At 65.1% G+C, this 20,781-nt stretch carries 18 protein-coding genes, 1 pseudogene and 1 riboswitch; of the genes and pseudogenes, 6 read left to right on the forward strand and 13 right to left on the reverse strand.

Annotated features, from left to right (window positions below; translation table 11 throughout):
• Nucleotides 1-20: 20 nt before the first annotated feature.
• Nucleotides 21-917: a siderophore-interacting protein gene (locus ABR323_RS13540; RefSeq protein ID WP_439449679.1), complete on the reverse strand. Its 897-nt coding sequence runs from the start codon at nucleotides 915-917 to the stop codon at nucleotides 21-23.
• A gap of 141 nt (nucleotides 918-1,058) precedes the next feature.
• On the reverse strand, nucleotides 1,059-2,285 hold the full coding sequence (locus ABR323_RS13545; RefSeq protein ID WP_439449680.1) for a multidrug effflux MFS transporter: 1,227 nt from the start codon (nucleotides 2,283-2,285) through the stop codon (nucleotides 1,059-1,061).
• 299 nt (nucleotides 2,286-2,584) lie between these two features.
• Nucleotides 2,585-2,687, forward strand: a riboswitch (glycine riboswitch).
• A gap of 62 nt (nucleotides 2,688-2,749) precedes the next feature.
• Between ABR323_RS13545 and gcvP the strand changes: the two genes are divergently transcribed.
• Nucleotides 2,750-5,617, forward strand: coding sequence for an aminomethyl-transferring glycine dehydrogenase (gene gcvP / locus ABR323_RS13550; protein ID WP_439449681.1), 2,868 nt, complete (start codon nucleotides 2,750-2,752; stop codon nucleotides 5,615-5,617).
• 170 nt (nucleotides 5,618-5,787) lie between these two features.
• Here gcvP and ABR323_RS13555 read toward each other — a convergent pair whose 3' ends face one another.
• The 3 genes from ABR323_RS13555 to ABR323_RS13565 all read right to left on the reverse strand — a co-directional run bounded on the left by ABR323_RS13555 (nucleotide 5,788) and on the right by ABR323_RS13565 (nucleotide 8,477).
• Nucleotides 5,788-6,198, reverse strand: a complete 411-nt coding sequence (locus tag ABR323_RS13555; protein ID WP_439449682.1) for a VOC family protein — start codon at nucleotides 6,196-6,198, stop codon at nucleotides 5,788-5,790.
• Between the two features lie 106 nt (nucleotides 6,199-6,304).
• Nucleotides 6,305-7,672, reverse strand: coding sequence for an amino acid permease (locus ABR323_RS13560; protein ID WP_135274745.1), 1,368 nt, complete (start codon nucleotides 7,670-7,672; stop codon nucleotides 6,305-6,307).
• Between the two features lie 82 nt (nucleotides 7,673-7,754).
• A complete protein-coding gene (locus tag ABR323_RS13565) occupies nucleotides 7,755-8,477 on the reverse strand; it encodes an AraC family transcriptional regulator (protein ID WP_135274746.1) in 723 nt (240 codons plus the stop codon).
• Nucleotides 8,478-8,584: 107 nt separating this feature from the next.
• Here ABR323_RS13565 and ABR323_RS13570 point away from each other — a divergent pair, with 107 nt between their 5' ends.
• Nucleotides 8,585-8,959: a hypothetical protein gene (locus ABR323_RS13570; protein ID WP_439449683.1), complete on the forward strand. Its 375-nt coding sequence runs from the start codon at nucleotides 8,585-8,587 to the stop codon at nucleotides 8,957-8,959.
• Between the two features lie 7 nt (nucleotides 8,960-8,966).
• Here ABR323_RS13570 and ABR323_RS13575 read toward each other — a convergent pair.
• Nucleotides 8,967-9,491, reverse strand: a pseudogene (locus tag ABR323_RS13575) (alpha/beta fold hydrolase); the annotation flags it as partial.
• A 2-nt stretch (nucleotides 9,492-9,493) separates the two neighbouring features.
• On the opposite strand from ABR323_RS13575, the gene ABR323_RS13580 reads away from it, so the two are divergent.
• A complete protein-coding gene (locus tag ABR323_RS13580; protein WP_439449684.1) occupies nucleotides 9,494-9,643 on the forward strand; it encodes a hypothetical protein in 150 nt (49 codons plus the stop codon).
• Between the two features lie 86 nt (nucleotides 9,644-9,729).
• Here the strand turns inward: ABR323_RS13580 and ABR323_RS13585 are convergent, their stop codons facing one another.
• Nucleotides 9,730-11,853, reverse strand: a complete 2,124-nt coding sequence (locus tag ABR323_RS13585) for a methyl-accepting chemotaxis protein (protein ID WP_439449685.1) — start codon at nucleotides 11,851-11,853, stop codon at nucleotides 9,730-9,732.
• Between the two features lie 151 nt (nucleotides 11,854-12,004).
• Nucleotides 12,005-12,649 (reverse strand): potassium channel family protein, encoded by a 645-nt coding sequence (locus ABR323_RS13590; protein ID WP_439449686.1) that lies wholly within the window; start codon nucleotides 12,647-12,649, stop codon nucleotides 12,005-12,007.
• 292 nt (nucleotides 12,650-12,941) lie between these two features.
• Between ABR323_RS13590 and ABR323_RS13595 the strand changes: the two genes are divergently transcribed.
• Nucleotides 12,942-14,183 (forward strand): DUF4062 domain-containing protein, encoded by a 1,242-nt coding sequence (locus tag ABR323_RS13595; RefSeq protein ID WP_439449687.1) that lies wholly within the window; start codon nucleotides 12,942-12,944, stop codon nucleotides 14,181-14,183.
• A gap of 110 nt (nucleotides 14,184-14,293) precedes the next feature.
• On the opposite strand, the gene ABR323_RS13600 is transcribed toward ABR323_RS13595, so the two are convergent.
• From ABR323_RS13600 to hflK, 5 genes are all read right to left on the reverse strand, one after another.
• A complete protein-coding gene (locus ABR323_RS13600; protein ID WP_439449688.1) occupies nucleotides 14,294-14,935 on the reverse strand; it encodes a hypothetical protein in 642 nt (213 codons plus the stop codon).
• Between the two features lie 161 nt (nucleotides 14,936-15,096).
• Nucleotides 15,097-16,389 carry an adenylosuccinate synthase gene (locus ABR323_RS13605; RefSeq protein WP_439449689.1) on the reverse strand — a complete coding sequence of 431 codons (1,293 nt, stop codon included), beginning with the start codon at nucleotides 16,387-16,389 and terminating at the stop codon, nucleotides 15,097-15,099.
• A 508-nt stretch (nucleotides 16,390-16,897) separates the two neighbouring features.
• Nucleotides 16,898-17,083, reverse strand: a complete 186-nt coding sequence (locus ABR323_RS13610; protein WP_005414170.1) for a DUF2065 domain-containing protein — start codon at nucleotides 17,081-17,083, stop codon at nucleotides 16,898-16,900.
• 68 nt (nucleotides 17,084-17,151) lie between these two features.
• Entirely contained in the window at nucleotides 17,152-18,015 is an 864-nt protein-coding gene (gene hflC / locus ABR323_RS13615; RefSeq protein ID WP_135274756.1) for a protease modulator HflC, read from the reverse strand.
• Nucleotides 18,012-19,145, reverse strand: a complete 1,134-nt coding sequence (gene hflK / locus ABR323_RS13620; RefSeq protein ID WP_439449690.1) for an FtsH protease activity modulator HflK — start codon at nucleotides 19,143-19,145, stop codon at nucleotides 18,012-18,014. The genes hflC and hflK overlap by 4 nt, the downstream gene beginning before the upstream one ends.
• Nucleotides 19,146-19,298: 153 nt before the next feature.
• Here hflK and ABR323_RS13625 point away from each other — a divergent pair, with 153 nt between their 5' ends.
• Together ABR323_RS13625 and pilH are read left to right on the forward strand one after the other, a co-directional pair.
• Complete coding sequence (locus tag ABR323_RS13625; protein WP_439449691.1) at nucleotides 19,299-20,294, forward strand: YhdH/YhfP family quinone oxidoreductase; 996 nt, start codon at nucleotides 19,299-19,301, stop codon at nucleotides 20,292-20,294.
• Nucleotides 20,295-20,382: 88 nt separating this feature from the next.
• Nucleotides 20,383-20,754 (forward strand): twitching motility response regulator PilH, encoded by a 372-nt coding sequence (gene pilH, locus ABR323_RS13630; RefSeq protein ID WP_005410644.1) that lies wholly within the window; start codon nucleotides 20,383-20,385, stop codon nucleotides 20,752-20,754.
• Nucleotides 20,755-20,781 lie beyond the last annotated feature (27 nt).

A 20,781-nucleotide genomic window follows, 5' to 3' on the forward strand; every position in this document is an offset into this window, starting at 1 on the left:
GCGCCGCTTCACGCTCCCACTCAGTCCAGCACCTTGCCGTGCCGCCAGTAGCCCATGAAGGTGATGGCGCGACGGTCCAGCCCGCAGTCACGCACCAGGTGACGGCGGATCGCCATCACCGCTCCTGCTTCGCCCGCCACCCACGCATACAGCGGCCCGGCCACGCTGGCGTCGGCCTGCTCCCACAGGATCTGCGCATCGACGTCGATTTCCTCCAGCGCATCGCCATCGACCACGCTTGAGGCCGCTGCCAGCCGCGCCTGTACTGCCCGCAGCAATGGCTGGCCGTAGGCCGCCTGCCCACGCGGCAGCCACACCAGCTCGGCGGTGGCAGGTGCCTTCAGTGGCACCGCGTCGCCGCCCTGGGCAACTTCCAGCAGGGCCAGCGTGCGCGGCGGCTCAATCATGTCAGCCAGCTCCTCAAGGATGCCTGCCACCGCAGGCAATGCTGTTTCATCAGCCACCAGCAGCACCTGGCCGACACCGGCCGGCGGCTTCCATTCCCAGCCTTCGCTGCTCTCGGCGCAGTCGGCGTCCGGGGCCAGCAGCACGACGCGGTCACCCGGGCGGGCGTGGATGGCCCAGCGCGAGGCGGGGCCGGTTTCGCCATGGATGACGAAATCGACATCGACCTCGCCCTGCTCGGCGCGCAGCTGGCGGATGGTGTAGGTGCGCATCGGCGGCCGTTGATCGTCAGGCAACGCCCGGTATCGCCGATACCAATCTTCGCCGCTGGGTACCTGCGGCAGGTCCTGGCGGGGCAAGGGGAAGAACACCTTGATCCGCTGGTCCGGGCCTTCGGTCTTCATCCGCGCCACGTCGGCGCCGGTGAACACCATGCGGTCCAGGGAAGGGGAAAGAACACGGCGCTCTTTCAGCGCCACCTCGAACAGGCGGTAGGTCTGCTGCGCAGCCATGGGGGTACCTCGTGCAACGACATCGGAATGGCTGGCTGTCGTGCATCCACGCACCGGCTGGCTGGAGTGCCCAGCCTAGTCCGGCCGTTCCCTGTCGCAAGGGTTGCGGGCCTCACGGCCCGCCCTACCCCTGCGCGCTGCTCAATGGCCCGTGCAGGCCGCCTGTGCCGCGCGTTCACGCTGGTGTTCCCAGTACCAGAACACGAAGCCGGCGCCGAAGAAGGCCGCCTGGCCCAGTGCCAGGTGCAGCGGGCTGGCGCTCAGCAGCGGCGACACCACGCCAGCCACCACGGTGCTGATCATCAGCTGCACGAAGGCCTGCAACGACGACGCCAGGCCACGCTGGTGCGGATACATGTCCAGCACCGCCAGCGCCAGGATCGGGAAAATCAGCGCCATGCCCATGCCGCCCAGGAAGATCGGCAGCACCGCCCACGGCAGCACGAACTGTGGAGACAGCGCCACGTAGCCGACGTTCAACAGCGCCGAAAGCGCACACAAGCTGAAGCCGATTGCCACCTGGCGGGTGGGCGTGGTGTGCCCGGCCATGCGTCCGGACAGGAACGAACCGGTGGTCATGCCGCCAATGGTGGGAATGAACAGCCAGGCGAAACCGCCTTCGCCCAGATGCAGGTGCTGCATCACGAACACCGGCGCCGAAGAGATGTACAGGAAGATGCCGCCGAAGCCGATGCTGCCGGCCAGGGCCAGGCGCAGGAAGCGCGGGTTGAAGCCGATGCGCACGTAATCACGCATCAACGTGCGCGGCGACAGCCCCACCCGTGCCTCGACCGGATGGGTCTCCGGCAGGTAGCGTGCGGTAGCGGCCAGCAGGACCAGCGCGAACACCACCAGGAACCAGAAGATCAGCGGCCAGCCGGCGCCACTGAGCAGGATCCAGCCACCGATGATCGGTGCGATCGCCGGGGCGATGCCGAACAGCATCGACACCTGGCTCATCAGGCGCTGCGCGTCGTGGCCGTGGTACAGGTCGCGGATCACCGCGCGGCCGACGATCATGCCCACGCCCGCCGACAGGCCCTGCAGCGCGCGGAACGCCAGCAGCGTGGTCAGATCGGTGGACAGCGCGCAGCCCACCGAGGCGCCGACAAAGATCACCAGGCCACCGAGGATGACCCGCTTGCGGCCCCAGGCATCGGACAGCGGGCCATGCGCCAGGCTCATCAGGCCATAGAACAACAGGTACACGCTGACCGTCTGCTGCACCGCCACCTCATCCACCGCCAGGCGCTGGGCCAGCTGCGGGAACGCCGGGAAGATGGTGTCGATCGAGAACGGACCGAACATGGCCAGGCCAGCGAGCAGCAGGGCCATGCGGCGGGTGGAAGGAGCAACAGCGGCGGTCATGGGAAAGGCGTCCGGCAGGGCCATGCGCGGCACGCACGGCGGGCGCCGGTCCCCTTCTGCAGGGACAGCGCCAGATGAATTCGGGTATCCGCCCATCATAGGTGTGGATTGCGCCGGGCGCCATGCAGGGATGCACAAAACGCACGACCGGGCCATCGGCCATTCAGCCGCGGCAGGCGCCCGGGGAAGCGGTCCGCGGGCCCGCAACGGGCTATAATCGGCCGGCAACACGGTGGGAGAAGCGGAACACCGCTGCCGAAGGCGCAACGCCCGTAATCGCTCAGGCCCGATACCACCCGTAACAGAACTCTGGAGAGACCGGTTCGATCCGGCGCCGAAGGGGCACGAAGCTGCGGTCCGCCGCGCTTTTAAACTCTCAGGCAAAAGGACAGAGGGGCGCCCCGCAGACCGCCGACCGGCGGCTTGTGCCCGTGCGTGTGCCCTTTCCTGACGGATCCTTCGCCATGTCCCAGAACACCCCTTCCCTGCGTGAGCTCGAGCACCATTCCGCGTTCGTCGAGCGTCATATCGGCCCCAACGATGCCGAGATCGCGCAGATGCTCGGCGTCATCGGCCACGCATCGCTGGATGCGATGACCGATGCCATCGTCCCGGCCAAGATCAAGTCGCCGGCACCGCTGGCACTGCCGGAGTCGATCACCGAAGTGCAGGCGCTGGCGAAGATCCGTGCGATCGCCGACAAGAACACCGTGCTGCGCAGTTTCATCGGCCAGGGTTACTACGGCACCCACACGCCGAACGTGATCCTGCGCAACATCCTGGAAAACCCGGCCTGGTACACCGCCTACACCCCGTACCAGGCGGAAATCTCGCAGGGCCGCATGGAAGCGCTGATCAACTTCCAGACCCTGTGCGCCGACCTCACCGGCATGGAAATCGCCAACGCCTCGCTGCTGGACGAAGCCACCGCCGCCGCTGAAGCGATGACCCTGGCCAAGCGTTCGGCCAAGTCGAAGTCGGACACCTTCTTCGTGCATGACGCGGTGCACCCGCAGACGCTGGAACTGCTGCGCACCCGCGCCGAGCCCATGGGCATCGTGCTGCGCGTGGGCACCCCGGCCGAAGCGCTGGAAGCGGACAGCTTCGGTCTGCTGCTGCAGTACCCGGACACCTTCGGCCAGGTGGGCGACTACAAGGCGCTGGTCGATGCCGTGCACGCACGCGGCGGTCTGGTGGCCGTGGCCACCGACCTGCTGGCCCTGACCCTGCTGGCGGCACCCGGTGAATGGGGCGCGGACATCGTGGTCGGCAACAGCCAGCGTTTCGGCGTGCCGTTCGGCTTCGGTGGCCCGCACGCCGCGTTCATGGCCTGCCGTGACGCCTACAAGCGCTCGATGCCGGGCCGCCTGATCGGCGTCTCGATCGACGCGCAGGGTAACCCGGCCTACCGCCTGACCCTGCAGACCCGCGAGCAGCACATCCGTCGCGAGAAGGCCACCTCCAACATCTGTACCGCACAGGTGCTGCTGGCGGTGATGGCGTCCATGTACGCCGTCTACCACGGCCCGGAAGGCCTGACCCGTATCGCCCGCCGCACCCATCGCCTGGCCTCGATCCTGGCCAGCGCGCTGCGCGGTGCCGGCGTACAGGTCGGTGGCGACTTCTTCGACACCCTGCATGTCACCGGCGTACACGCCGATGAGATCCACGCCAAGGCACGCGCTGCCGGCTACAACCTGCGGGCGATCGACAGCGACTCGGTCGGCATCAGCCTGGACGAAACCACCACCCGCGCCGACATCGTTGCCGTGGCGGCGGTGTTCGGTGCAGCGCTGGATGTGGACGCACTGGATGCCAGCACCGCCGACGCACTGCCGGCCGGCCTGCTGCGCCAGTCCGCGTTCCTCACCCATCCGGTGTTCAACACGCACCACAGCGAGCACGAACTGCTGCGCTACCTGCGTTCGCTGGCCGACAAGGACCTGGCGATGGACCGCACGATGATCCCGCTGGGCTCGTGCACCATGAAGCTCAACGCCACCGCCGAGATGATCCCGGTGACCTGGCCGGAGTTCTCGCAGATCCATCCGTTGGTCCCGGCTGACCAGGCGCTGGGCTACAAGGAACTGATCGACTCGCTGGAAGCGATGCTGGTGGAATGCACCGGCTATGATGCGGTGAGCCTGCAGCCGAACTCCGGTGCGCAGGGCGAATACGCCGGCCTGCTGGCGATCCGCGCCTATCACCGTTCGCGCGGCGAAGATCATCGCGACATCTGCCTGATTCCGGATTCGGCGCACGGCACCAACCCGGCCTCGGCGCAGATGTGCGGCATGAAGGTGGTGGTGACCAAGACCGACGCCAACGGCAATGTCGATGTGGAAGACATCCGCCTCAACGCCGAGAAGTACAGCGACCGCCTGGCCGCGATCATGATGACCTACCCGTCCACGCACGGCGTGTTCGAGGAGGAAGTGGTGGAGATCTGCGAGATCATCCACAAGCAGGGCGGCCAGGTGTACACCGACGGCGCCAACATGAACGCCCTGGTCGGCGTGGCCAAGCCGGGCAAGTGGGGTTCGGATGTTTCGCACCTGAACCTGCACAAGACCTTCTGCATCCCGCACGGCGGCGGTGGCCCGGGCGTTGGCCCGTGCGCGGTCAAGGAACACCTGGCTCCGTTCCTGCCGGGCAAGCTGGGTGACAACGGTCCGGTCGGCATGGTCAGCGCGGCCAGCTTCGGCAGCGCCTCGATCCTGCCGATCAGCTGGATGTACATCGCGATGATGGGCACCGAAGGCCTGCGCAAGGCCACCCAGGTGGCCCAGCTCAACGCCAACTACATCGCCAAGCGCCTGGCCCCGCACTTCAAGACCCTGTACACCGGCCGCAACGGGCTGGTGGCACACGAGTGCATCCTGGACGTGCGTCCGCTGGAAAAGACCAGTGGCATCGGCGCCGAGGACGTGGCCAAGCGCCTGATCGACTTCGGCTTCCATGCGCCGACGCTGAGCTTCCCGGTCGCCGGCACGCTGATGGTCGAACCGACCGAGAGCGAATCGCTGCATGAACTGGACCGCTTCATCGATGCGATGATCCAGATCCGCGAAGAGATCACCGCGATCGAAGACGGCCGTCTGGACCGCGAGGACAACCCGCTGAAGAACGCGCCGCACACCGCCACCGCTGTGACCGCCAGCGAGTGGACCCACGCCTATCCGCGTGAACTGGCTGCGTTCCCGCTGCCGAGCCTGAAGCTGCAGAAGTACTGGCCGCCGGTGGCCCGCGTGGACAACGTGTACGGCGACAAGAACGTGATGTGTGCCTGCATCCCGGTCGACGCCTACAGGGACGACGAAGTCGAGGCGTAATCCCTCGATCCATCGAAAACGAGAACGGCCCGCGCAAGCGGGCCGTTCTCGTTTCAATCCACGCATGGCGTGGATCTACTACCTGCCACGGCGAAACCGGGCCGTTTGGGTTTCCATCCACGCGTGGCGCATTCTCCGGTAGATCCACGCCATGCGTGGATGCCCTGCCATCACGGATCCGGCATCTGCCCCAGGCTCAACTGCCACGACACGCCGAAGCGATCCTGCACCCAGCCATAGCGGTTGCTGAAATCGTAGTCGCCCACCGGCATCAGCCAGTGCCCGCCCTCGCCCAGCACGCGCGCCGCGCGCTCGAACTGCTCGGCGCCGGAACACTCGACGAACAGGGAGATCGATGGGGTGAAGGTAAAGTCGTGCACGTCCAGGCTGTCAAAGCACAGGTAGTGGGTGCCACCGAGCAGGAAGATGGCCTGGCGCACCTGCCCAGGCACCCCCGCTCCCGGGCCTTCCGGGTGGCGCTGCAGGGCCAGCAGGCGGAAATCGGCGAAGGCTTCGGCGTACACGGCCAGGGCGGCCTCGGCCTGGCCGGTGAACATCAGGAAGGGACGGCTGCGCAGCATGCGGTACTCCCGGTCGACGGGCCGCTGGCGGCCCACACGATCAGGATGGCACGCATCATGTGCGCAGGGTGTATCGGTAGCGCCGGGCCATGCCCGGCGGGATCAATCACGCCTCGCGCATGCGCCGCGCGATGGCGCTGCTGGCGGCGATGGTGGCCGTCAGCGCCACCATCGACAGGAACTGCAGGCGGGTATGCGATTCGCTCAGCAGCAGGCCGAAGATCAGTGCCAGGATCGCCAACGCACAGACCGTCAGCCATGGGAAGCCGGCCATGCGGAACGGCAGGCGGGTGCCCAGGCGATCGGCGCGGCGGCGCAGCACCAGCTGCGAGACCAGCGACAACGTCCACACCAGCAGGCAGGTGGAACCGACGATGTTCAGCAGCACCGGCAGCACCTTGTCCGGGAACAGCAGCTCCATCACCGTGGCCGCGAAACCGAACAGCACACTGGCCAGCACCGCGATCACCGGCACCTGGCGCGGATCGGTCCAGCCAAGCACGGCCGGGGCTTCGCGACGCTGTGCCAGCGAGTACATCATGCGCGAAGCGCCGTAGAGATTGGCATTGAGTGCCGACAGCAGCGCGATCACCGCGATCAGGGTGATGGCGGTACCGGCGCCGGGAATGCGGGCGATATCCAGCACGGCGGCAAACGGGGACTTCAGCGCTTCGCTGGTCCAAGGCACCACGGCGATGATCACGCTCAGCGAGCCGATATAGAACACCAGGATGCGCCAGGCCACGGTGCGGATGGCGCGGGCGATGCTGCGTTCCGGGTCTTCCGTTTCAGCTGCGGCCACGGCCACGATCTCGGTGCCGCCAAAGGCGAACACGACAACCAGCAGCGCCGCGCCGATGCCGGCCAGACCCTTCGGGGCGAAGCCGCCATGCTCGGTGAAGTTGCTCAGGCCTGGCGAGGTCACCTGCGGCAGCCAGCCCATCAGCAGCGCCACGCCGATAGCGATGAAGGCCAGGATCGCCACCACCTTGAGGATGGCGAACCAGAATTCGAACTCGCCGAAGTTCTTCACTCCGAGCAGGTTGATCGCGGTGAAGAACAGCATGAACGCCAGCGCTGCCATCGGCACCGGTATCGCCGGCCACACCGAGGCCAGCAGGCCGGCCGCCCCGACCGCCTCGGCAGCGATCACGATCACCAGCTGCACCCACCACAGCCACCCTACGGTGGCGCCGGCGGTCGCGCCCATGGCGTCGGCCGCATACACCGAAAACGCGCCGCTGGTCGGTTTGGCCGCCGCCATCTCGCCCAGCGCGTTCATCACGATGATCACCAGCGCGCCAGCCACCAGGTACGACACCAGCACTGCCGGACCGGCCGCCTGCACACCCACACCCGAGCCGAGGAACAGGCCGGCGCCGATGGCGCTGCCCAGGCCCATCATGATCAGCTGGCGGGGCTTGAGCGAGTGCCCGAGGCGGGACGGCGAAGCAGTCGGAATCGAGTTGGGCATCGGCAGGGCTGGCGGCGGGCTACAGGGGCGACACCTTACCCTGTCCCATGCCCACGGGGATAGGCACAGCGCAGCAGGCGGCTCAGGCCAGCGCGGGCTCGCCGACATTCCCTCCAATACGGGCCCGGTAGGCACGCGGCGAGAAACCGGTTTCAGCCTTGAACTTGCGGGTAAAGGCGCTCTGGTCGCTGAAACCGCAGGCCTGGCCGATGCAGGCGATGCTGTCGTCGCCATGCAGCAGGTGCATGGCCATCTGGATGCGCAACCGGGTCAGCACCTGCTGCGGGGTCATCTGGAACACCTTGCGGAAGCTGCGCTCCAGCTTGGACAGCGAAAAGCCGGTGATGTCCAGCAGAGTCTGCATGCGCACGTTCTCGGCGTAGTGCGCATTGAGATGGGCCAGGGCCAGACGCAGCTGCTCGTACTGGGTACCCAGGCTGTCCTTCTGGCCTAGATCGCGGGAAATGCCGATCAGGCCCTCGATGTTCCCATCGACCACCAACGGGCGCTTGCAGGTCAGGCACCAGCCCGGTTCGCGGTTGGCGAACAGGTGCAGCTCCATCAGGTTCTCGATCACCTCGCCGGACAGCACGCGGGCGTCCTGGTCGACGTAGTCGGCACTGAGGCCGGTCGGGTAGATCTCGGCAGCGGTACGTCCGATCACGTCCTTGCGCGCGCGCAGGCCCAGCCGTCGCAGCATGGTCTGGTTGACGTGGGTGTAACGCCCCTGGAGGTCCTTGATGAAGAACAGCACATCCGGGATGGCGTCGAACAGGGCTTCGATGTCGGCGGGCTCGACTCGCATGCGGCAAGCATAGCCGAGGCCCCTTGCCGGTGCGATCACCCTTGCGGGACTTGCGCTTAACGCCGCCAGGACCACCGTGGGGGCCAGCCCCCACCGGAGAACCGGCCATGCCCCGAGGTGACAAGTCCGCCTATACCGAAAAGCAGAAGCGCCAGGCCGAGCATATCGAGGAGAGCGAGCGCGAGCGCGGTGCCAGCGAAGGCACCGCAGAGCGCATTGCCTGGGCCACGGTGAACAAGCAGGACGGCGGCGGCAAGCGCAGTGGTAGTGGGCGCAAGGTGGCGAAGAAGGCAGCGGCGAAGAAGGCGCCTGCCCGCACGACGACCACGAAGAAGGCGGCAAAGAAAGCTGTCGTCAAGAAAGCCGGCACCGCCGCCTCACGCGGTGCTGCGGCGAAGAAGGCAGCGAAGACCCGTGCGGCGAAGAAGACCGTGCGCAAGGTGACGGCGAAGAAAGCCGCGAGCACCCGCGCGCGCGGCTGAGAGCATCTCAGTGCGACAACGTCCTCATCCACGCGGCAACTTCGGCTGCAGCTGCGTCAGCGCGCGCCTGCAGCAGCAGATGCGGCCCCTCCAGCGACACATGCCGGGCATTGGGCAACAACGCCTGCAGCTCGGCCACGCTGGGCGGCCACAGCAGGCGGTCCTGCCGGGCATGCAGGCATAGCGTCGGCAACACGAGTTCCGGCAGCAGTGCACGAACGTCCACCTGCAGCGTCGTCGCAGCACGTTGGCGCAGGGTTGCGGCCGGCACCTGCGTGATTGCCAGGCCCAGCTCACGCAGGTTCGCGCGCGTCCGCCACTGCCCCAGCAGCAACCGGGCCATCAACGCGAGTGGCGGCAACGGCCACGCCGGAGCCAGTATCCGTGCACTCGCCGCAGGCAGCGGCACCGGCCTGCGCGCGAAGGTCGTACTCAATGCCAACCCACGCAATCCGGGCAGCCCGGCCACCGCTAGTTCGATAGCCAGTGGCCCGGCGAACGATTCGGCAAGCAGCACGAAGGGAGATGCCGGTGATGCTGCAGACCGTTGCACTCGACGCCATCGGCATGGGTGCGTGGCTTTCCGGAAAGAGCTGGACGACCGTCTACCTTCTGGTGATGCCCCCTACCCTGGCCGTGCTGTATGCACTGGGGGCCATGCTCGGCAGCGTTCTGGAACAATGATGGCCATGCTTCCGACTGTCTGAGCCGGCTCATTGAAATACGGCCGCTCAAGGCGGCCGTATTCCTGTCGCTGCGCTGGCAGCAGCTCAGGCCGCGCGACGCGGCATAACCGAAGCAGCTTCGCCTTCCACCTTGAACACCGACACCGACGTGGTCAGTGCATGCGCCTGTTCTTCCAGCGCGCGGCTGGCAGCGGTGGCTTCTTCCACCAGGGCAGCGTTCTGCTGGGTCACCTGGTCCATCTGCACCACCACTTGGTTGACCTGCTCGATACCGGCGGCCTGTTCCTTGCTGGCCGCTGCGATATCGCTCATCAGCTGGGTGGTGCGCGAGCTGGCCTGGGCCACGCGCGCGATCGCGGCTTCCGATTCAACAGTCACCGCCAGGCCACTCTTCACCTTGGCAGCGGCGTCTTCGATCAGCTCCTTGATCTCCTTGGCGGCGACACCGGCACGCTGTGCGAGCGTGCGCACTTCGCTGGCAACCACGGCAAAACCGCGACCCTGCTCACCTGCACGCGCGGCTTCCACTGCAGCATTCAGCGCCAGGATGTTGGTCTGGAACGCGATGCCGTCGATCACCGTGGAGATTTCCGAGATGCGTGCCGAGGACTGATCGATCTCACCCATGACCGACGCCATCTGTGTCATCGCCTGCTCGGTCTCGCGCACTGCGGCACCGGCGGCATGCGCTTCACTGTCAGCCTGACGCGCCAACTCGGCGTTCTGGCGCACGGTGGAAGTCAGTTCCTCCATCGATGCGGCGGCTTCTTCCAGATTGGCCGCCTGCTGCTCGGTGCGGCGCGACAGGTCGTTGTTGCCGGCGGCCAGTTCCTGCGCCGCGTTGTTGATGCTGTCGGCGGCCACCTGGATGCCACGCACGATGCCGGTCAGCTGTGCGGTGGTGGTGTTTGCGTCATCGCGCATAAGCGCGAACACACCGTCGTACTCACCATCCATGCGTGCGGTCAGGTCACCGTGCGAGATCGCGCGCAGCACGTCGGAAACATCGGCGATGCTGGCCTGCGAACTGGCCATCATGCCGTTGAGGTGCTCGACCATCGCCTTGAACTGGTACTGGAACGCAGCCGCATCGCCACGCATGCTGAAGTCACCGGCGCGCGCGGCGCGGGCCAGTTCATCGATCTGCGCGTTGATCGCCATCAGGCTCTGCTTCACCGCCGCCAGGGTGCGGGTCAGCGCGCCCTTCTCGCCGGGGTAATCCGGCAGGTCACGACTGAGGTCGCCAATGGCGTAGCGCTGCATCACCTCGGCCATCAACAGTTCCACCTGCACGTGCGATTCCACCAGATGGTTGGTGGCCTGCACCATGCGGCCGAAATCACCGGGGAATGCACTGGCATCCATGCGATAGCGGATCGCACCAGCCTCATGCTGCTCAGCCATCTGCAGCTGCGCGCCGATCGTCGCCTGCACGCTCTGGCGCACACTGGCCATGGCTTCGCCCAACTGGGTCAGTTCATCGCGGCCGCCGAGGCGGAACTCCTGGTCCAGCTGGCCCTTTGACAGGCGTTCGGCCAGGTTCACCGCGCGGGCCAGCGGACCGGTCAGGCTGCGGCCGATCATCACCGAGGCACCGATGCCGACCAGCAACGCAATGCCGCCCAGCACCAGCAACTGCAACAGGCTGCGCTCGCCCAGGCGGATCGCCTCGGCGGCTGCATCGCGGCTTTCCTTCTCTTCGAAGTCCACGCCATCGGACAGCGCCTTGTTCCAGCCGTTGGCAGCCTCCTGCACTGGACCCAGGGTCAGCGCCACGGCGCCGGGGTAATCGCCCTGCTCCATCAGTTCGCTGGTCTGCTTGTTGAGCGGGCGCGCAGTGGCACGCTTGGCGGCGATGGTTTCGGCAATGGCCTTGCCCTCGGCATCACCCGGCAGCGCCTGGTAGGCGCTCCAGCTGGCCTCGTAGCGCTTGACCAGATCGGCAATGCGCTTCTCGTCGCTGGCGCGGTCTTCGCCCTGGCGGATCAGCATCTCGCGGCGCACCACCATCATCTGGTTGTTGGCATCGAGCATCTGCGACAACAGGCGCACCTTGGCCACGCTGACGTCGACCACCTGCTGCATCGCGCGCTTCTGCACGACCGTTGCCGTGGCGCCGGTAGCGACCACGGCAGCAACCAGCAGCAGCAACAGGCCAAAGCCAAGGCCAAGACGCCAGGCAACCCTGACGTTCCTCAAGTAGTTCATGGGGGTATCCAAAACGGGGGGATGTGGCCCTATCGGCACATGTACTACTGCACTTGATATGGACCGCCGCTTCCCTCCCAGATTCATTCATGAAAGTGAAGGGCAGATGGTTCCCGGGACGCTGACGACCAAGCCGGCATCGTCGGACAAGCTACTTCTCACAACCATCTTCACTTTGGCTAAAGTCGACATTTCGGAGAAAGGTCAGGATAAAAAGAACCATGTGAGTCATTCCCAGCAATGACTCAAGCATTACCACCCATCTCCCCTGATCGTTCGCCGGCACGATGTCGCCATAGCCAAGCGTCGTGAACGTTGCTGTAGAAAAGTAAATCGCAGAAGTCAGATCTCCAGAGATAGGCACATCATTCCGAGTCGAAATCGAGATCGGAAAAGAGATGTAGTAACCGGAGAATACAAGAATCAAAAGAATGGCAGCCGACACAAAAACTAGAGGAGCGGCGACAAGCTGCTCCCGGGTATACCGAACGTATCTGTGACTGATGAAACCAAAGCTGGCATAGCTGACCGCAATGAGCGGCATCCCAATCCAAAGGACTACATTCAAGGGGATCCACGCCCTCAACAGTGGCAGCAGTGCCGCCGTAATGACCAGCCCCATGCTCAGAATGAATCGAGAGCGACCACTGGGGTCTTGGCGCTCCATCCACTCCACGAACTTCACCATCATCGTCCGCACGTCAACATCTCCTATCTCCTCCGGTTGGCCAATGAGGAGGTAGCGGCGCTGCGCAGCCATAGCTTTAGCAGAACTCACTTCCACGCGCTCTTCCATCCAAGCGCTTCGCAGCAACGATACGGATTTCCCAGAACCTCCAAGCTCCCCCAAGCACCCACTACCTTTATCAGGACTAGAAGCCAATCGCTCGCCTCCCCCTACATTGGCGTTTAGCGATCCCCCCATTCCCACTCGAAAGGAGAATTTTCGCAACTGGAACACCATGCTGCAGATACATGACACTCGAACTGCCAGTCAGTGCAACTTCACGCTGGGAACCTGCAGAAATCACTCCCTCTTCTCGGGGGTTTTATATTAGAGTCCGAGGATCCCAAATCCAGCGCCCCCAATGACACTCAGAGCTTTCATCAGCAGCACCATGGATGATCTTGTGAACGAAAGACGGCTCGTTGCCAAGAGGCTCAAAGAGCTTGGCATTGAACCTGTAAATGCTGAAGCCATGCCCCCCTCTGGCCTCAACAGCTGGGATAGGATCAAAGGCGAAATAGATAGCTGCCAGATTGTGATTCTCATCTTGGGCGACAGATATGGCTGGGTGCCGAATAGCGGCCATGGCGCCAACCTGGGAAAATCAGTTACGCACCTTGAGTACGATCATGCGAAAGAACTTGGAAAGATCATTCTTCCGTTCCAGAAGCGACTGAGGTACGGCCTCCCTGCAGACACTTTCCGGGACGACTTCCGTCGCGAAGTTTCCGAATGGTCCGATGGTGCATTTCGACAGGAATTCGACTTCGCGGACGAGCTATCAGAGCTTGCTGGCGCCGCCATCATCGATCTTCTCCGAAATACGTTCCTCAAGAACCCGCCGTACCCCCGTCGTCAGCCGAGGTCAATCCCGCGCCCGGCGCTCTCCACCTCAAACCGTTCCACCAACAAGGATGTCCTAATTGCTGGAGCAGGGATGTCCATTGCCGCAGGAATGCCCACTGCATCGCTTCTGATCGGCCTACTTTCTCACGAAATCTGGGATCAACCAAGCCAATCGGAGCGGTTCAACTTCAGTGATGTTGCCGAGTTCTACACCCATAAATTTGGCAAAGAACAGCTAATTAGTCGGTTGGTGGAAGCAATGGAAGGGCTAGGAAACCCTCAGCCTACATCCGCTCACAAGCACTCGGTGACGTATTTCAGCGCGATCATTACCACCAACTTCGATAGCCTGTTCGAGCAGGCTTGCGAGCAGCAGGGCATTCCATACATCGTCATGCTTCCTGGCGAGCCGCTCCCCGAAGTTGGAAATCACCTGCCAATCTACAAACTTATAGGAAGCTTGGACACATCAAAATCGCTGCGCCTGACTCAACAAGAAACAGCCATGGATGTGAATTCAGAGCTTGTCATGATGGCAAAGCAGCTCACACAGAAGAACCCAGTAACGGTGATAGGTCACAGACTTCGCGATGGACTCATCCCTGAAATCCTCTCCCAGAGACCAGAGAGCCTTGAAGGAAGAATGGTTTCTCCAATCGCAGATCCCATGGAAGAAATATTACTCAATCGATTCCATTTGAATAAAGTCGAAATGTCCGCCAATGATTTCATGGAAGATCTGATAGGTCGGCTGTGACTTCGTAGTGAATTCAGCAAAAGGACAGCGGGGCAAGGCAGGCCCCTTCCAATGCGATCAAGTGTAGAAGCCGCAGCACGGTGTTGCGGTTCATGTGCCGCTGCAAGGCACTACTGAAACAAGTTCCTGTGCCTGCGCCGCAAGGCCAGCGTGAAGACAGCCAAGGCAACCCCGGGAATCAGCAGGAACAGCGCCGCGACCTTCCAGAAGAAGAACGGCCACAGCCAGACGTAGTCCAGGTCGGTCAGCTTGAGCACATCCAGTGGCGGCAGCAGTTCCACCGAAGCGACGCGCCCTGCCAGCGCAGGCTCGACCTCCAGCACGGTTACCCGCAGCCACGAACGCCCGCGCGGTAGCGCATCGCCCCGGCCATACCCGAAGTACGAGGCTGCAAATCCAGCAGGCTCAACCGATTCCAGCGCGCGGGTGATGCCGGAGCCCGGCACGCCCGAACGCGTGTCGGCGCGGAAGTCAGTCTGATCTGTCGGAGTTTGCGCGCGCAGGCGCACCTCAGGATCGATCGCCGTGGCAGTAGCGTCATCCGCATAACGCAGGCGCAGCCGCAGTTGGTCATCGATGAAGCGGTAAACCGTCACCTCGGCCGTCGCGCCCGGGCTCAGCAGCAGCGGCAGGGTCTGGGTACGCGACGCCAGATGGTTGGCGATGGCGCCCAGCGCCAGCACCACGCAGGCGATGCCCCACAGGCTCCACAACACCCACAGGGTGATCCGCACTACTGTCTCGCCCTTCACGCTGACATCCTGGTCATCGCGTCGCTTCCCCGCTGGCCTTGGCGACACAGTAACGAAAAAGCCCCGCGTTTGCGGGGCTTCTTCTTTCAGCGACGCCGGGCATGGCCCGGCGCTACCCGTGCGGCAGCGTTGCCAGGCAGAGCCTGGCAACGCCGCATCGCTCAGGCGAACGGATCCTGCAGGACCATGGTGTGGTCGCGGTCCGGGCCGGTGGAGACGATGCTGATCGGGCAACCGGCCAGCTCTTCAAGAGAACGCAGGTAGGCGCGTGCGGCCGGCGGCAGGTCATCCCAGTTGGTGATGCCGTGGGTATTCTCGCTCCAGCCCGGGAACTCCAGGTACACCGGGGTGCAGTCTTCCCAGCCCTGCGCGTCCAGCGGCGCGTACTCGGTGCGCTTGCCGTTGTATTCGTAGGCGATGCAGACCTTCAGCTTCTCCATGCCATCCAGCACGTCCAGCTTGGTGATGCACAGGCCGCTGATGCCGTTGATGGCCACGGCGCGCTTCAGCGCGACGATGTCCATCCAGCCGCAGCGACGCGGACGGCCGGTCGAGGCGCCGTATTCGGCACCGCGGTCACGGATACCCTGGCCGATTTCGTCGTCCAGTTCGGTCGGGAACGGGCCGCCGCCGACGCGGGTCGCGTAGGCCTTGGCGATACCCAGCACGTAGTCGATCGCATCGGCGCCGACGCCGGCGCCAGCCAATGCACCACCGACCGTGGTGTTGGAGCTGGTGACATACGGGTAGGTGCCGTGGTCGATGTCGAGCAGAGCGCCCTGCGCGCCTTCGAACAGCACGCGCTTACCCTGCTTGCGCAGGTCGTGCAGGATGCCGGCCACGTCGGACTTCATCGGCTGCACGTACTCGCCGAAGGCCAGTGCTTCATCGAAGGTCTTCTGGAAATCGACGGCGTCGGTCTTCAGGTAGTTGGTCAGCACGAAGTTGTGGTAGTCCAGCGCAGTGCGCAGGAGCTCTTCCAGCTGCTTCGGGTAGTGCAGGTCGGCGATGCGGATACCGCGGCGCGCCACCTTGTCTTCGTAAGCGGGGCCGATACCACGGCCGGTGGTGCCGATCGCCTTGCCGCCGGCAGCGCGTTCGCGCGCTTGGTCCAGGGCGATGTGGTACGGCATGATCAGCGGTGCGGCCGGGGATATCTTCAGGCGCGAACGCACTTCCACGCCGGAGGTTTCCAGCTCGGCGATTTCCTTCTGCAGCGCGGCCGGCGAGATCACCACGCCGTTGCCGATCAGGCACAGCGCATCGTCACGCAGGATGCCCGACGGGATCAGGTGCAGGACGGTCTTCTTACCGTTGATGACCAAGGTGTGGCCGGCATTGTGGCCGCCCTGGAAGCGCACGACGGCGCCGATTTCCTCAGTGAGCAGATCGACGATCTTGCCCTTGCCTTCATCGCCCCACTGGGCACCAAGCACTACGACAGACTGACCCATGACGGGCTCCTCATATGTTGCGGCCATCGGGGCCGCGGACGGGTAAACCGTGGCGGGGCTGGCCAGCACCTGGATGGCGGCTCCAAACGGGGAGCGGCCGGCGATGGAAGGCCCAGACACAGAAAAAGCCGAACGGGGAGGCCCGTCCGGCTTTTGTGCATTATCCGGGTTTCAGGGGTCCGCTGCCACCTTTCCGACGGACGGCTTCACCGGCCGGTCAGCCGCCCCACCCGGTGGTGCGGGCCGCTGGCCGGCAATGCCAACCAAGGTTGGCATCTACCAGAGCCGGGCCACACATGTGCCGGCCGGTCCGCCGCCCCGCCCGGTAGTGCCGGCCGCTGGCCGGCAATGCCAACCAAGGTTGGCATCTACCAGAGCCGGGCCACACATGTGCCGGCCGGTCCGCCGCCCCGCCCGGTAGTGCCGGCCGCTGGCCGGCAACGCCAACCAAGGTTGGCATCTACCAGAGCCGGGCCATGCATGTGAACGCAGGCGGCCGGCCGGACCTTCAATGTCGCACCCACCACAGCAGGCTCAGGCCGGCCAGCAGCACCAGCCCGCCGAAGCTGCGCAGGGCCGGGCTGGGCAGATCCAGCAGACGTTCTGCCATGCGCTTCCAGGCGAACGGCGCGACGAACAGGAACAGGCCTTCCAGCACCGCGACCAGGCAAACGGCGGCGAACAGATCTTTCATGGGGGAACTCCGGAAAAAGCACGGGGCCCGGCATGTGGCCGGGCCCCGCAGGGTCTTGCTGGGCGACCTCAGCGGTCGCTCTTGAGGTACTGCAGGAACGGGTCGTTCTTGTCGAGCACGATCACGCTGTTGCCGTCGGTCATGGAGCCGCGGTAGGCCTCCAGGCTGCGGTAGAACGCATAGAACGACGGATCGGCGGAGCCGGCCTTGCCGTAGATGCGGGCGGCGTCGGCATCACCTTCACCGCGCAGGCGCTGAGCATCACGCTCGGCCTCGGCGATCAGCACGGTGCTGTCACGGTCGGCCTGGGCGCGGATGGTCAGCGACTGCTCCTCGCCCTCTGCACGCAGCTTGGCGGCTTCCTGCTTGCGCTGCGCGCGCATGCGCTCGTACACGTCGTTGATCACCTGGCTGTCGGTCGGCAGATCCACCTGCTTGATGCGCAGGTCGATCATCTGCATGCCCAGGCCAGCCACGGCCTCGTTGATCCCCTTCAGCTGCTCGGCGATCAGCTCGCTGCGGTCGCCGGAGACCAGCTGCTGCAGGGTGCGCGAGTTGATCTGGTTGCGCAGCGAGTCGGTGATGATCGGTGCCAGGCGGGCATTGGCGATGCGCGGATCGCCGCCGGTGGCACGGAAGTAGTCACCCACGTTGGAGATGTAGCCGATGGCGAAGAAGTCGACGCTGACGTCTTTCTGTTCAGCAGTGAAGTAGCGCGCCGGCGCGGTGTCGAGCACCTGGAAGCGGCGGTCGAAGACCTTCACCGTTTCCACCACCGGCACCTTGAAGTGCAGACCCGGCTTGATGTCCGAACGCACCACCTTGCCCAGGTTCAGGACCATGGCGGTCTGGTCCTCACGGACCACGTACACCGAGCCGAGCAGGCCCAGCACCACCGCCACGATCACGGCGATCCAGATAGGACTTTTCATCGGCTGCCCTCCTCACGGCCGCTCGGTCGCCCGGTCGGGCGGCCCACCGGCCGGCCCGGATCTCGGGAAGCTTCCACCGCTGCACCCGGCAGCGACGGCATCACCACGTCCGGGTTCGCCACTGCGGCCGGAGCCGAGGTGCTGGGACGGGTATCGCCGGTCATCGGCACGTAGATCAGCTGGCGGCCATCGCCACCGATCACCTTGCGGTTCTCGCTCAGCACCTGCTGCACGGTCTCCAGCCACAGGCGCTTGCGGGTCACCTCCGGGGCGTCCTTGTACTGGGCCTGCAACAGGCTGAAGCGCTGTGCGTCACCCTCGGCCTTGGACACCACGGCCTGCTTGTAGCCTTCGGCGGTGGTACGGGCGCGCGAGGACTGGCCCCGGGCTTCCGGCACGACCTTGGCGGCGTAGGCCTGGGCTTCGTTGATCAGGCGTTCCTTGACCTGCTGGGCACCGTTGACCTCGTCGAAGGCCGGCTTCACTTCCTCCGGCGGACGGGCATCCTGCAGGGTCAGGCCGGTCACGGTCAGGCCGGTCTTGAACGCCTTCAGCAGCGCCTGCAGGCGCTCTTCGGCGGCCACGGCCAGCGGGCCACGGTTGTTCAGCACGGTGTTGAGGTCGGCACGGCCGACTTCCTCACGTACCGCGCTCTGTGCCGACTGCTCCAGCACCTGGTTGGCATCGACTGTACCGAACAGATACTGCTGCGGGTCATCGATGCGGTACTGGACGTTCAACGAGACGTTGACGATGTTCTCGTCGCGGGTCAGCACAGGCACCTGGATCGAGAAGGTCTTGATCTCGGTGGCGTTGACCTTGGTGACCGATTCGATCGGCCACGGCAGCTTGAAGTTCGGGCCGGGCTGCAGGATCCGCGAGAACTGGCCGAAGCGCAGCACCACGCCACGCTGCTGTTCGCCGATCAGCTGGAAGCTGGAGAACAGCACCAGCAATACCACCGCTGCTGCCACCCAGCGCAGGATGCCACCGTCGAACAGGTCCTTCAGCGGCCCGGGCAGTCCGCCCCAGCCACCACCATTGCCACCGCCCCGCGACCCGAAAGGCCCGCGTCGCTTGTCCTCGGGGCCTTGTCCGCCCTTGTTGCCGCCGGGTGTATTCCAGGCCATGCACGCTCCATCAAGATTTGGGCTGCGGCGCGGGCCCTTCCCGCAACGCCAGCCGTGAAACCATCACCGATCATACAAGATGGGGCGGTTCCGCAGGATCGAAAGGGGGGCGAGGGGGTAAGGTGGCGTTTTCCTCGAAGTCAGGCAACGCCGATGGCCCCCACCACCCCGTTCACCGCCTTCCGCATCGAAAATGACGATGCCGGCTACCGCACCGGCCTGGCCGAGCTCAGCGTCGACGACCTCAGCCCCGGCCAGGTCTTGATCCGCGCCCACTGGTCCTCGGTCAACTTCAAGGATGCTCTGGCCGGCACCGGCAAGGGGAAGATCCTGCGCCGGTTTCCGTTGGTGGGCGGCATTGACGTGGCCGGCACCGTGGTCGCCTCCACGGACCCGATGTGGCGCGAAGGCGATGCGGTGCTGGCCACCGGCTGCGGGCTGAGCGAAACCCGCGATGGCGGCTACAGCCAGTATGTGCGTCTGGAGTCGCGAGCCGTCATCGCACAGCCGGCAGGGCTGAGCCCGCGCGAGGCGATGGTGCTGGGCACCGCCGGTTTCACCGCCGCGCTGGCCCTGCTGCGCCTTCAGGACAACCGGCAGACACCCGAACTCGGCCCGCTGGCGGTCACCGGTGCCAGTGGCGGCGTCGGCGCGCTGGCGCTGTCGATCTTCAGCCGCGCCGGTTACTCGGTGCATGCAATCAGCGGCAAGCCGGAGCAATCCGACTTCCTGCGCGGCATCGGCGCCGCGGAGGTGCTGCCACGCTCGGCGCTGGCCGAGACCGGCCCGCTGCAGTCGGCCCGCTTCGGCGGAGGCCTCGACAATGCCGGAGGCGACATGCTGGCCAGCCTGCTGGCGCAGACCGTACCGTACGGCAGTGTGGTCAGTGCCGGCCTCGCGGCCAGCCCGACGCTGGACATGACGGTGATGCCGTTCATTCTTCGGGGCGTGTCGCTGCTCGGCGTCTCTTCGGCCAATGCACCGCGCGGGCTGCGCGAAGAAGTGTGGTCGCGCCTGGGCGGCGAATGGAAGCCGCAGCACCTGGACCGCATCTGCACCGCCGAAGTCGGTCTGGACGGCCTGCCGGTGGTGTTCGAGCGGATGCTGGCCGGCGGCTCGCTGGGCCGCACCGTGGTGCGGATCGACTGAACGTTGCAGGCAGGCGACGGACGGCAGATGCGGCCCTCCCGCCGGTAATGGGCCCGCACTACACTGCGGGCATTACATGGGGAACAACATGGCACGCATTCTGATCGTCGACGACTCACCGTCGCAGCTGTTGGGGATACAGCGCATCGTCGAGAAGCTCGGGCACCAGATCCTGACCGCCACCGATGGCGCCGCCGGGGTCGAAACCGCCAAGGCCGAGCTGCCCGACCTGGTCCTGATGGACGTGGTGATGCCCAACCTCAACGGCTTCCAGGCCACCCGCACGCTCGCCCGTGATGAGGCGACCCGGCATATCCCGGTAATCCTGGTGACCACCAAGGACCAGGACACCGATCGCATGTGGGGCATGCGCCAGGGCGCCAAGGCCTACATCACCAAGCCGTTCTCGGAAGACGAACTGTCAGAGGTGCTGGAGCGGGTGTTCGCCGGACAGGGCTGACACACAGCTCCGGTAGGTGCCGACCTT

The organism is Stenotrophomonas sp. ATs4, assembly GCF_051861585.1.
Lineage (GTDB): Bacteria > Pseudomonadota > Gammaproteobacteria > Xanthomonadales > Xanthomonadaceae > Stenotrophomonas > Stenotrophomonas maltophilia_AS.